Here is a 13,223-nt window from a genome sequence, read left to right as displayed (position 1 = left end):
CATAGCTAGTAAGTTTATTCGTGGTCTCACACAGCTAACAATGTGTTAGCCATGTGAGTTGTCAGAGAGTAAATCGGAAATTCGAGTGAATTACGACGCGATAGGCAAAGGAGAGAAGATGGTTTGAATTGCTGAGAAACCGTCTCCTCGATGAGGATTAAAATCTTCTAGGTGTACGAAGAATTCGAGTATCTCTGAGGGCTTGTCATCTTCAATTAATAAGAACTCGAGTAACCCTTTTTCAATATGACACGATAGAATAGTTTCATTGGATTGACCCGCTGAAACCTGTTCAACATTGATCACGACACTTGATTCAGGCAATACATTGAAAGAGTCCTGAGCACATTTAAGAACACAGCTACACACATATTCTCGATATAGGGTATTACTTTCAGGTATGGGTAGGCTTTCTAGTTTTACCTCACCTTGGCACAGCACTTTTCTCTCTTTAGGGATGACATTATCCTTATTCACCTGAATATTGATTTCTAACAGGTGACCATTTTTGTAAGTATTAAAGTTATGGTTGATAAGTTTTGTGTCGACTACCGAGGCGTTGATAGGATTCTGTTGTGCTTCTGAAAGAGCGGTCAGTTTGGCTTCGCTATCGTTATTCAGAACACCCTTTGAAAGCTGGTTCTTCTTTGCCCAGTAACTGTAGTTCTGTACCCAATGCACAAACTCAGTTTTGTAATCTTCAATATCTTGTTCTGCAGCGCGTTCAACGTTCTTAGTAAGAGCATGCAGCTTTGATTTATTCCCCAATAACATATCCAACCAATTAGGTTTGTAATCATCGAGCGCTTCCATAGCTTTGACTTTGTGGTCGAAGCGAACAGTTGGCATTGCAGGTGCGGGCTCCATAGCCATCGACTCCCAATTCACTTTTGGCGTCGGAATGGTATGAACAGATTGGATTAAGTGCAGGTGTTGATTGAACATGGCCACTTCACTGACCGCGTCCTCAAGTTGTTTGGTATTCATCTACATTCCTGTCGACGGTTATTTTTGTCATTTGCCGCTCATTTTATGGTCAAAGGTCGCGAACAGTATTTAAATGAATGTGATTGATCTTTCGTGAGGTTGCTTGATATCAGTTTAGGAATATTTGTCTGTAGTGAGGTTCGTTTTTGAAGGCGACAAGTGAAAGACAGTGCAGAGAGGAAGGTGCTGAATCTACTCGAAAAAGTTAAACTCACCAGAAAAAATGAAGCCCTGCTTTAAGAGTAGGGCTTGTTGATGAATCAGTAGTAAACCGCGTATCAGGCTATGTGTGTCATTCGATTGATAACAAATGACTCGATACATCCCTCAGTCGCCGCAACGTAGTCTGCGATATGCTGGCTTTCTAGGTGCTTTTCAAGCAGAGCCTCTGACTCCCAATTTTCATGAAACACAAAGTGCGCCGGGTTGCTGTTGTCTTGATGGAGGTCGTAGTTGATACAGCCTTCTTCAGCGCGGGTTTTATCGATTAGTTTGATCATCTCTGATTTTACAAACTCAATCTTCTCTTCTTTACAGACGATTGTCGCAATAATGGTTAGCGTAGTCATTGTGAATTCCTGGGCAATAAATCTATTGGTCCGGATAATATAAGTATCTATGAATCAAAGAAAAAGAATCGAGGCATCCAATGACTATGGTTATTGGTGTCCATAATCTTTTTGGCGATGACTAGACTATTGGTGAGTTACGCCCATAAAAATGCCCGACAATAAGTCGGGCATCTTAAAAGTAAAAGAACTAATTACTGAAATCAGCCTTTACCCATATCATTCGGTGATCAGAGGATACGTCCTTGCCGTTACCATAATCACCAATTCGTGAGTCATTGAATAGCTTACGCCCTTCTTCATAAGAAGCGGCCCAATAAACACCAGAGTCAACGATGTTAAGTGTTGCTGAAGGCAATGCGTAATCAACCGCAAGACCAAATGTCGAAGTGATACGGTTTGGCTGTGGGTGAGGCAATGAATTATCGACCGCATGTTCAGCTGCACCATAACTAGTAGGGTATAGACTGCCGTTGGTGACTTTTTGATTAACTAATGAGTCGTTGTGCAAGCTTTGCATAACAGAGCTTATGCCATCGCCATCAACAGGATCTAGGTTTTGGTCACCCATCATAACAAAGTGTTTGCCTTTCTCTAATCCACCAGTTTTTCCAGAATCATCATAGATGTACGATTTGTTTTGGATGTATTGGTGCCAGAAATCGACTTCCGCTGCGTTTTGCTCGATGTTCTTACCCACATCAAAAGCAGGAGGAGTAGGGTGAGACATCAGTAAGTGAACGGTCTCAGTACCATTTTTAGTTGGAATTAGAATAGGAGCATCGACATGATTCTTTGAAGACAAACGAACTTCTGACCATTCTTCTGTTGTGTACCACTCATCACCACATGTCATGCCTGTTGGAAATTCACTTGGGTCATCACATACAGTGATGGTAGGGATCGCTGAGCCTTCTAGGTCCTTCCATTTGAATTTTTGGAATGTGCGAGTGTTTGCCGTGTCGATTTCATATTTAGACATCAAAGCAAAAGCGTATTGGCCGTGATATAAGCCAAAGCCCCACGCATCTCCTGGTAATGTGCCCGCGTTGCCGTCGTTGTCTAGGTCAAAGCCAAATTCATTCAATAAGCCCGTGTTGGTAGAGTAACTTTCAAAGTAAGGGTATGAAATTGGCTCTAGGTTCGCGTCACCGCCCGCACCGTCAAGGCTTTGAGCAATAGAAAGGTAGTTTTTCTGGAAGCCTTCTAGTGCTGATTTGTCCGTTCCAGTACCGTCATTGTTAAATTCGGCCATCATCAGAACATCAGGTCGATTCTTTTGAATCACGGCTGCTACGTTGCGGATTTGAATTACTTTTGCCGCCGTCTCTTTGTCAGCCGCACTAATTGTATTGTTCAGATAGTCAGATACAAGTACTGCTTGAGCGCTTGGTTCAATCTGCATTTCCGTTACAAGATCTTGGAAGGTGGCACGATCAAAAGACAGGTTATAAGTAGCGATCTTTACTTCTTCAGGTTGAACGTAATCGGTATCGCTGCTGCAACCAATCAAAAGCGCAGAAGAGATGGCAAACGCGATAGATGTTTTTAACAATTTCATAAAATGGATCCGCTAGTTGCTTGAAAGAATTTTTGGACGCGCATGGTATGAGACGAGGGTTAAGTTGTAAGTGACAATGATCACGCGAAGTGGCGCGATAATACATGGTATTGCATCAAAAATGTGACAAATGGAACCAGTGTTTATGATTTAAAGAAAAGCTTTAAATTCAGATATTTAATTAGACCTGTAAATTAAAAAAGCCCTCACGCTTCGCATGAGGGCCTTCGAATAAGAACCAAACAGTATTGTTACTGGTGTGTTAAGCGCGCTCCTTTACTTTAAGCGTACTGCTCAACCGTCATCACCCAATTTTTCTTTTGCTGTTCGAAGTTCATCTTGATCTGCTGGTAACGGACTTTAAGTAGTGAGTGCTCGTATTTCTTAACGACATCGTCACGCTTGCTTTCTAGCAGTTGCTTTTTAACGGCGTAGTACTCGTTCATATTGGAGACGAGAGAGTCAAACTCTGCCTGCAGTTTTTCTGCAATCTGAATGTTATCTGCACGATGCATGATCTTCTGCTGCGTGCGCTTCAATAACATTGCAGCTTCGGCCTTTTCTATACGTGCTTGTGGTGTTTTCTTAAGCTTACTGGCAAGACCCATAAATGAAGCGCTTTTAATTAACCATTTCGTTGGATCATATTGCCACCAGTAAATGCCGTTACGGTAGTCGTTCTCAAAGATATGGTGGAAGTTGTGGTAGCCCTCTCCAAAAGTAAGTACGGCAAGTACACCGTTATCGCGTGCAGTGTTCTTGTCGGTAAACGGTTGGCTCCCCCAGATGTGTGCAAGAGAGTTAATGAAGAATGTGGTGTGGTGGTTAAGTACCAAACGAACCGCACCTACGATTAACAGCATGCCAATCACATCTCCATAGATCAGGCCTAGTGCGATCGGCACACCAAAGTTCATGATAAGCGCCAGGAGAATGTAGTGCTTGTGCTGCCACATTACGATCTTGTCTTTCTTCAAGTCACGACAGTTCTCGTGATCTTTATAGATAGACGTGTTGTAGTTGCGAATCATCCAGCCGATGTGTGAGTACCAAAAACCACGTTTTGCAGAGTATGGGTCTTTGTCGTTGTTATCGACATGCTTGTGGTGAACACGGTGGTCTGAAGACCAGTGCAGAGCGCTGTTTTGTAGGGCAAAGGCGCCACCTAAAGCAAATAGGAATCTTAGGCTCGAATGTGCTTCAAATGCTTTGTGTGACCACAAGCGGTGATAGCCAGTCGTGATAGAAAGGTTACAGAAGCTAAAACAGATCGCTAGCCATACCCAGTGTTCCATTCCATAGCCAAAAAAGTAGCCATAAACGGGAGCCGCAACAACAGCAAGCAGCATACTAAAAGAGAATATAAAAATATTTAGCCAGATTAACGGCGGCTTTTTTGTTGATGGTTTGTCGGCACTAGTCATTAGCAATTTTTCCATTGAGCTTACATCTGTGCGCTAGAATATCAGCGTACACGTGTAAGTCAACATTGAAAGTGTAAACGTGTATTAGTATGTTTTGCTTAAATATTGTATAAAGGTAGTGTGAAATGTAGTAACAAGTCATAAATGGAAGTACTAAGGGCTAATAAATGGAAATTAAAATAGCTGAATATAAAGATTATGAGCGGATTGCCCAATTACATGCGGATAGCTGGAAGCTTTATTACCGTGGCATTCTTGCTGATGATTACCTAGAACATGAGGTTTTGGAGGACAGATCTGTTATTTGGCAGACTCGTCTGATTAATCCACCTTTTAACCAACATGTTCTATTGCTCGAGGAAGGCGGTTTACTGGTTGGTTTTGTCTGTGCGTTTGGCAATCACAATTTTGAACGGGGCACGTTCATTGATGCATTGCACGTAGACAGTAATTATCGTGGCCGTGGTCTAGGTAAACGATTGTTGTCTGAATTGTCTCAACGCTTAAAACAATACTATTCTGATTCCGGGCTTTACCTAGAGGTGATGTCGGAAAACCACCAAGCTATAGCGTTTTATGAAGCTATTGGCGGAAAACAAGAACTGGAACAGGTGTGGAATGCGCCGTGCGGAAGTAAAGTGAATGAGAAAGTGATCTCTTGGTCTTCTCCAGTCGACCTTGAGCAGAAAACAAAAAGCATCGTCTATTCTTGATTTTCGATATTACGCTTTGTGCGACATGGCTTAATTATGCGATTGAGAATATAAATAAAGCCCCAAGTATTATAGATGCTTGGGGCTTTTTCGTTCGTCCTGTAATCAGATGACATTAAGCTTCTAACTAATCAGACCAAGAGATTTGATTCCGCCCATTTTTCTTTGAAATATAGAGTGCTTGGTCTGCGTCATCAATGAGTTGCTCGACAGAACCTAGAGCTTGAGAAGCGTGTTTGACACCGATTGAAATTGTGACTTCTAGTCTAAGTCGAGAAGGGCACTCCAATAGAGAATCTACAAGCGATTGAATAGAGTCTTTAGTTCCACCTTGAACCAGTATCAGAAACTCCTCGCCGCCATATCGAAAACAGTTACTTCCAAGTGGCAGTCTTTTCTGAATCTCAATGGCCAACTCTTTAATGACCAAATCGCCCATTTGGTGGCCGTAGGTATCGTTGATCGCTTTGAAATGGTCAATGTCGATCATAATCGATGTAATCGACTGTTTGCGGTTAATGCTCGGTTCAATAACTTGATGTAAGTAAAGTCGGTTGTAGCAACCGGTAAGCGCGTCTTTATAAGACAGTGCTTCAAACATATTCGATTGTTTACGTAATTGTATCGCTTGTTTACGAAGTTGTTCAGACTGTGCGAAGCGTTTATGTACTTCTAAGTCACGCCTTATACAGGCTGCAGAAATTAAGACATAGCCAGATAAGTAAACCGAAATGGTCTCAATTTCGTGAGTAGGTTCTGCTGCGTATAGTAGGGGAGATAGGCCGATCAGGTATGCGGAAAAGATAAATGAAAGCGTCGTAATGCTGTATTTGGCAGACAATCGAGAAAAAGTACCTATGTAGATCATCACTAGAATGATGCCACCTTGGTAGTCAAAATTCCCTAAATCAATAGCGAGTCGGCCAACATAGACCAAAAACAGAGAACTAATAACAAGAAAGGTACTTTCTACGAACTCTAAAACGTTAGGCTTGTTTTTGATGCAGTAACGGGCAACGGCCATCATCATCAAGAACAGGAGAATACGCAAGATGATTGGCGTAACGCACTCCGTACCGAAGTGAATATAGTCAGTGACAATAAAAGCGCAGAATATTGAGATCGGAATATAGATGAAATTTATGTACGGCAGATAAATTTCGTTGTCGAAATAGGTTTTAAATCGCTGATTTTTGAACCCAGTATAAGAGCGCATTGAGAAACTAGCCGAAATTGATACACAATAATTTGCGTAGTATGTCACAGTCTTGATGATTGTAAACGAGCATTTTTATTGATTTGTCAGTATGTTAGCTAGATCAACAAAGGAGGGGTACGATATTCACGTCCTACATGAAATAGAACGTGAACATGTTTAGAGGGATATATGAGAGTGATTAATCGTTATTAACGCTTGTTCTTCAAGTAACGTTTACGACGCTCTTCTTTTTTCTTAGCTTGTTGCTCAGCTTTCAGTGCCGCGGCTTCTTCAACTTCGATCAGCTCTTTAGTGATCATTTCTGGCAGCTCTAGAGTGACTTTACCCAAAGTGCCGTTACGAAGTTCATGCAGTAAGATCTCAGAACACTTATGAAGGTCAATATGACCGCCGGCACGAAGTGCACCGCGCTTGCGACCAATGGCTTCCATCAACTCGATATCAGACTCTGGCAGCTCTTCAATCTGGTAACGCTCTTGCAGTAGGTGAGGGTACTGCTTCGCAAGATACTCAACGGTGTAGAATGCTACTTCATCGTACTCCATCGCTGTATCTTTTACTGCGCCTGTAGCCGCTAGGCGGAAGCCACTGTGCGGGTTTTCTACTTTAGGCCAAAGGATTCCAGGGGTATCCGAAAGGATCACGCCGTTTTGTAGGTTAATACGCTGTTGACGACGAGTTACCGCAGGTTGGTTACCTGTCACTGCGATTGTGCGTCCTGCTAGGCAGTTGATGATGGTTGATTTACCCACATTTGGGATACCCATGATCATAGTACGAATGTTCTTACCAATCTCTTCACGGTGTGGTGCAAGCTTACGAACCAGCTCCATGATGTGATTTACTTCTTCTTTAACGCTGGTGGTAATTGCAATAGCCTTTACACCTTGCTCCTTTTCAAAGTGTTCAATCCAACGTTCAGTTAACTCAGGATCGGCAAGGTCACGCTTGTTCAGTACTTTTACACAAGGCTTATCGCCGCGCAGTGAGGAGATCATTGGGTTTTCACTACTGAACGGAATACGCGCATCCAGTACTTCGATGATCACATCAACTTGTGGGATAACTTCTTCGATTTCTTTGCGGGCTTTATGCATGTGACCCGGAAACCATTGAATAGACATAGAGATAAACCTTGATAAATATAGTTGCTGCACATTGTAAGGGTTCGATAGGGCGTGTAAAGCCATATCTATCCAGACGTTTAATGAGCTATGCGAATTTGCTTGAAGTATAGGCGACTTGGCGATGTTTTATCAGCTTGTGATTCACTTAATACAGTGAAAGCCATCATTTCTGTGAAGCATAAAAAGCAGCTATATCTCTTAAATCCTGGTCATTAAGTTTGCTTAGTTGTGCTTGCATCATTTCTGCGTAATCACCTTTTCTACTTCCGTCTTGATACGCTTTCATCGTATTGAACAGGTAGATTGGGTCTTGACCAGAAATTTTAGGGTAAGCGTTGTTTGTGTTGTCACCAGTAACTGAATGGCAAAAAACACAGCTAGGTGATTTCAGCTTCCCAAGCTCTGGGTCTCCAAAATCGTTGGCGTGTAATGAGAAAGAGAGAGTAGCAATTAGGAAGGTTATGGATTTACTAAACACGAATATACTCCTGTGAAAACAAAAGTATAAAGCTTCCCCTTAGGGGAAGCTCAAGTATTAATAGCGATAGATTGAGAACTTTGGAGAGAGTTACAGCGCTTTTTCCAATTCCGTTAGGAAACGAGAAACATCCTCTGTGCTAATGTCGCGGTGGGTAACAAAACGTACGGGGTTACCAGGAGTCATTGTTATACCTTGTTCGCTAAGTTCACCTGCGATACGGTTAATATCCACTGACTCGTCTAACTTCGCAAATACGATATTCGTTTGAACAAAATCAGGGTTAACCGAGAAGCCTTCCAATTTACTCAAGCCAATAGCCAAGTTTTTCGCGTTCTCGTGGTCAGCTTTAAGCTGAGCTACGTTTTCTGTCAGCGCCATTTTTCCTGCTGCAGCAAGAATACCCGCTTGGCGCATACCACCACCCACCATTTTACGTAGGCGGCGTGCTTTCGCTATGTACTCTTTGTTACCAAGCAGTAATGAACCAATTGGAGCGCCTAAACCTTTCGACAAGCAGATAGTCATTGAGTCGAAGTATTGAGCGATCTCTTTAATGTGGACATCTAATGCAACAGCTGCGTTGTATACTCGCGCGCCGTCTAGGTGCATTTGTAAGCCGTGCTGGTTTACGAACTCGCGAGCTTCGGCTAAGTAAGACATCGGAAGTACTTTGCCATTAATGGTGTTCTCTAGGCTTAAAAGCTTAGTACGAGCGAAGTGGCTGTCATCGGGTTTAATCGCAGCGGCCAGCTTTTTAAAGTCTAGTGTGCCGTCAGGATTGTTTTCGATCGGTTGTGGTTGAATGGAACCAAGTACCGCCGCACCCCCAGCTTCATATTTGTAGTTATGTGCTTGTTGGCCACAAAGATACTCGTCACCACGTTCACAGTGTGCCATTAGGCCAAGCAGGTTTGCTTGAGTACCTGATGAGGTGAACATTGCTGCTTCAAAACCTGTTTCGTTGGCAGCCCACTGCTCAAGTTCATTTACGGTTGGGTCGTCACCGTATACATCATCACCTACAGCTGCGTTCGCCATTGCTTTGCGCATAGCTTGTGAAGGTTTGGTTACGGTATCAGAACGAAAGTCCATGTTTTTCTCCTAGAGTACTTTAGGTAGCCATATAATTGGTTATAGATGGCCACATAGTTGGGCTTTACTTAAACAAGCGATAGTTTTGGTGTCGGTGATTTGATCGTTTCTTATTTTATCGTGTAGTTCTTCTAAGCTAAGTTCGATCACCTCTATTACTTCATCTTCATCACATTCAAAGCGGGTAGTGAGGTTGAGCTGCTTTGCTACGAACAAATGCTGAATCTCATCACAGAAGCCAGCGAGTGGGGTAACTTGCCCCAGACTTTGGAATGACTCTGCGCTATAACCGGTTTCTTCTTCTAGCTCACGTTGAGCACACTCAAGTGGTGTTTCATTGACTTCCATCGTGCCTGCGGGCAGTTCTAAAAGCCACTTTTTAAGTGAAGGGCGAAACTGGTTGATCAGGATGACTTTTCCAGAAGATGTGATAGGAAGAATAACGGCGGCACCAGGGTGGTTAATTGTTGTATGTTTTACCACGACGTTCGTAGGGAGCGTCACGTTCTCTTCTATGAGAGAAATACTTTTCCATTGATGGATAACTTTATTCATGCAGTCTGGCCACATTCCTTGCCAATTTTTCGTATTCGAAAGACGTGCTCCACCATAACGCCTATGGTGTCGAAAATAAAAGAAAATTTAGGCATAGTTTTGAATTAAATTTCACACCATTCGTGACTCTACTCTCAAATTTGCAATCTATGATTACACCGAAATTACGGACGTAACCATCTGATATAAATGCAACTCAATAATAAAATACACTTGTAACAAAGTGCTAACAAATGTATAAAAACAAATCTACACTCTTTATTGTCCAAAGATTTTCGGAGTAATGCATGACCCCTTCTATTTCTTCACATGCTGACAAGGCGCTACTCTCTGAAAGAATTAACAAATTAGCGCATGCTCTCTCTGATGGCGTCTATGAAAGAGAAGATACCATCAAGCTCTGTTTATTGGCTGCTTTGGCTGGTGAAAGTGTTTTCCTACTAGGCCCTCCGGGCATTGCAAAAAGCCTTATCGCTAAACGCCTAATCCAAGCTTTCGATAACAGCAGCTATTTCGAATATTTGATGACACGCTTTTCTACGCCTGAAGAGGTGTTTGGCCCTTTAAGTATCCAAGAATTGAAAGACAATGGTCGCTATGTAAGGCTGACTGAAGGTTATCTACCAACGGCTCAAGTGGTTTTCCTTGATGAAATCTGGAAAGCCGGCCCTGCGATCCTTAATACACTCCTTACCGTTGTGAACGAAAAAACGTTCAAGAACGGTAGTGATATTGAACGTGTACCAATGCGTCTATTGGTATCAGCGTCTAATGAACTTCCGGATGAAGACAGCGGCCTAGAAGCGCTTTATGACCGCATGCTTGTGCGCGTGTTTGTAAACCGAATCCAGAACAAACAAAATTTCAAATCGATGCTAACTGCGGGTACTTCTCAAGAAGCTGAGATCCCGAAGGGTTTGGCGATTACTGATATTGAATATCACCAGTGGCAAAAAGAACTCGACAAGCTTGAACTGACGGACAACGCCTTCAACAAGCTGTATGAGTTGAAGACTATGCTAGAAGAGACAGTGAAACAGCAGGGTTCAACTTCTGAATCTGATCTGTATGTTTCAGATAGACGTTGGAAGAAAGCCGTGAAGTTGCTGAAGGCCAGTGCGTTCTTCAGTGGTCGTGACAGCGTAAACCCTCTCGATATTCTTTTACTGCAAGATTGCTTATGGCACAGCCCTGAATCACGAGATGTGGTTCATAGCGTGGTCAAAGACTTTGCGTTGAACCGAGCTTTTGATCAACAAGAGTCTAAAGCTCAAATCGAAATGTCACGCGAAGAGCTTGAAGATATCCAAGACGAAGTTGAAGCAACACTCTCTGTTTCACTCTCTATGGAAACAACCAGTGGCCTTCTACGTAAAGACGTTTACCACAACGATATTAAAAACGCGAAGACGTACAGCGTCGGCAGTGCTTACAACTTAGTGAAGTTAGTTCTGCTGCAAAGCAACATGTCAGTGTCAGAATCAGAGAAAGGTGATAGCCGCTGGGTTTACGTAGCGAAAGATGATTTCGATCGTGTGCTTAAAGAAGGGCACGGAGATATTTACGGTTACGTAAACGAAAACAAGAATCTGTGTCGCTTGAAGTTGGATCTCGATGCATCGAACCAGCTAGTGATTAAAGACATTGCAAATCGCTCGGTATTAGTGAGTGTGGTGACTACTGACGGTCTGGACCAAGAGCTTTACAACAAATGGTTGTGTGGCGCTGAGCGAGCACTTGAGCAGCTAAACGAAGCTGAATTCAAGCTGAAACGTGTGCGCACCGATTTCCACGATGCGCTTCCTCACAACTATATCGACCCAGAACTACCAAAAGCGATGGAATCAAGTTTGCAAGCGGTAACACAAGAGCTTGAGACCGCAAAAGTGAAGAGCAGCAAGATTGCTCAGCGTCTTAAATTTATGAGTCAGTACTTCGAGTAGAGGGGACAAGTATGTTAGGAGCAGACGGTTTAAACCTTGCTTTAATGGTTGCTGACTCAGGCATCATTGATACGGCGATGAATGATCTCATCGCCCGTTCTCAAGTGATGATGGCTGCCGAGAATAAAGGGGTCAAAACGTCGGTTAAAAACCACCTAGTGAAATGGCGCGGTAAAGTAAAAAAACGTGTTACTAAGGTGTGTGAGACCGATCGATTCCAAGAAGAAATCGCACTTTACCAAGAAGTTATTCACTGGGATGAGCCCCAGTTTTTTGATGAGATTGATAGTGTCATCAAAAAACTGGAGTGGCATTCAGCGTTTTACCTACAAGCTAGACGCCTGATGGAAAACAACAAGGGTGTTTACAATGCGATGTTCCCGCACTACTTCTGTGATCAGTGGTATCAGTCGTTGTCAGATGCCATCAAGCAAGCTCAAGTAACAGAGCTGGAAACTAGCAAAGAGAAAGTTTTAGCGGATCTCTACCAACGCATGGAAACCATGAAAAACATGGATAAAGTGACGGAATCTGGTGATGAGGGAAGCGTAGGACGTTTGTGGGATATGGCTTCTGCTAAGTTGAGTAAAACAGATTTAACTGTAATGAAGCGTCACGCAGAGTTTTTAAATAAGCACAAAGGTCTGCAAGAGATAGCAGAGAAGCTAGGCCGTATGGCGGGCATGGAAGACGATCCCTCGTTACATAAGGCTCCTGTAGAAGAACTACAGATGGTAGAAGAGAAAAGCGATGAAGCCGTTGATGATATCGTCGGGATTCATGAAAGCGATGATCTTAACAAGATGCTGCCAAACGAGACTATGTTCTTGGCGTACCCAGAGCTCGAAGTTATCTTCTACAAGCACTTGGCGGATAAACGCTTACTGAGCTATCGCTCCAAAGGTAAGTCTCGTACGTTGCGTAAAGTTAAGGCACAAAAGCCAGATAGTAAACACGTTGATATCGAGAAGGGGCCGTTTATTGTTTGTGTCGACGCCTCTGGCTCTATGAGCGGCTTTCCTGAGCAATCCGCTAAAGCAATGGCCTATGCGCTAATGCAAATCGCTTTGGCGGAAGAAAGGGACTGTTACGTGATCCTTTTCTCTTCAGAACAGATTACTTACGAGCTAACAAGGCAAGATGGCTTACGTGAAGCGAGCGACTTCTTGAGTTACTCATTCCACGGAGGCACAGATTTGGAACCTGTATTGATGAAGTCGATCGATTTGATGACAGGTGACAAATACAAGAATGCCGATTTAATCGTGTTGTCTGATTTTATTGCTCCTAAGCAGTCTGACGAGATGATCGCTCAGGTTGAAAAGCTGAAGGAACATAAAAACCGTTTCCACGCAGTGAGCCTTTCTAAGTACGGAAACCCTCAATTGATGAGCATGTTTGACCATTGTTGGGCATATCACCCGAGCTTGGTTGGTCGCTTCATGAAGAAGTGGTAGATCGCGAATCATTAATTTAAAGCATTTTGCTGTGTGTTTTTTAGCTGAAAAGATCGAACATGCAGCAATTTGATTTAAATGTCAGCAAACAGAAT

12 protein-coding genes are annotated in these 13,223 nt (G+C 42.9%); 3 read left to right on the top strand and 9 right to left on the bottom strand.

Annotated elements, in window-relative coordinates; all coding sequences use genetic code 11:
• Positions 1-90 precede the first annotated feature (90 nt).
• The 4 genes from L0991_15965 to L0991_15950 form a co-directional block, all read right to left on the bottom strand.
• Entirely contained in the window at positions 91-987 is an 897-nt protein-coding gene (locus L0991_15965; GenBank protein XGB65034.1) for a hypothetical protein, read from the bottom strand.
• Positions 988-1,265: 278 nt separating this feature from the next.
• Complete coding sequence (locus tag L0991_15960; protein XGB65033.1) at positions 1,266-1,556, bottom strand: antibiotic biosynthesis monooxygenase; 291 nt, start codon at positions 1,554-1,556, stop codon at positions 1,266-1,268.
• Between the two features lie 190 nt (positions 1,557-1,746).
• Positions 1,747-3,117, bottom strand: coding sequence for an endonuclease/exonuclease/phosphatase family protein (locus L0991_15955; GenBank protein ID XGB65032.1), 1,371 nt, complete (start codon positions 3,115-3,117; stop codon positions 1,747-1,749).
• A gap of 281 nt (positions 3,118-3,398) precedes the next feature.
• Positions 3,399-4,541 carry a fatty acid desaturase gene (locus L0991_15950; GenBank protein ID XGB65031.1) on the bottom strand — a complete coding sequence of 381 codons (1,143 nt, stop codon included), beginning with the start codon at positions 4,539-4,541 and terminating at the stop codon, positions 3,399-3,401.
• 167 nt (positions 4,542-4,708) lie between these two features.
• Between L0991_15950 and L0991_15945 the strand changes: the two genes are divergently transcribed.
• Entirely contained in the window at positions 4,709-5,254 is a 546-nt protein-coding gene (locus L0991_15945; GenBank protein ID XGB65030.1) for a GNAT family N-acetyltransferase, read from the top strand.
• A 127-nt stretch (positions 5,255-5,381) separates the two neighbouring features.
• Here the strand turns inward: L0991_15945 and L0991_15940 are convergent, their stop codons facing one another.
• The 5 genes from L0991_15940 to L0991_15920 all read right to left on the bottom strand — a co-directional run bounded on the left by L0991_15940 (position 5,382) and on the right by L0991_15920 (position 9,728).
• The gene (locus L0991_15940) at positions 5,382-6,407 is read right to left on the bottom strand and encodes a GGDEF domain-containing protein (GenBank protein ID XGB65460.1); all 1,026 of its coding nucleotides are present in this window, start codon (positions 6,405-6,407) and stop codon (positions 5,382-5,384) included.
• A 254-nt stretch (positions 6,408-6,661) separates the two neighbouring features.
• A complete protein-coding gene (gene ylqF / locus L0991_15935) occupies positions 6,662-7,597 on the bottom strand; it encodes a ribosome biogenesis GTPase YlqF (protein ID XGB65029.1) in 936 nt (311 codons plus the stop codon).
• A 166-nt stretch (positions 7,598-7,763) separates the two neighbouring features.
• Positions 7,764-8,078 carry a cytochrome c gene (locus L0991_15930; protein XGB65028.1) on the bottom strand — a complete coding sequence of 105 codons (315 nt, stop codon included), beginning with the start codon at positions 8,076-8,078 and terminating at the stop codon, positions 7,764-7,766.
• Between the two features lie 90 nt (positions 8,079-8,168).
• Entirely contained in the window at positions 8,169-9,173 is a 1,005-nt protein-coding gene (gene ltaE / locus L0991_15925) for a low-specificity L-threonine aldolase (GenBank protein XGB65027.1), read from the bottom strand.
• 39 nt (positions 9,174-9,212) lie between these two features.
• Positions 9,213-9,728, bottom strand: a complete 516-nt coding sequence (locus L0991_15920; GenBank protein ID XGB65026.1) for an NUDIX hydrolase — start codon at positions 9,726-9,728, stop codon at positions 9,213-9,215.
• 287 nt (positions 9,729-10,015) lie between these two features.
• Between L0991_15920 and L0991_15915 the strand changes: the two genes are divergently transcribed.
• Together L0991_15915 and viaA are read left to right on the top strand one after the other, a co-directional pair.
• Positions 10,016-11,671, top strand: coding sequence for a DUF3763 domain-containing protein (locus tag L0991_15915; protein ID XGB65025.1), 1,656 nt, complete (start codon positions 10,016-10,018; stop codon positions 11,669-11,671).
• A gap of 11 nt (positions 11,672-11,682) precedes the next feature.
• A complete protein-coding gene (gene viaA, locus L0991_15910; protein XGB65024.1) occupies positions 11,683-13,128 on the top strand; it encodes an ATPase RavA stimulator ViaA in 1,446 nt (481 codons plus the stop codon).
• Positions 13,129-13,223 lie beyond the last annotated feature (95 nt).

Source organism: Vibrio chagasii (assembly GCA_041879415.1).
Classification (GTDB): Bacteria; Pseudomonadota; Gammaproteobacteria; order Enterobacterales; family Vibrionaceae; genus Vibrio.
This window is presented reverse-complemented; position numbering and strand designations above follow the sequence as displayed.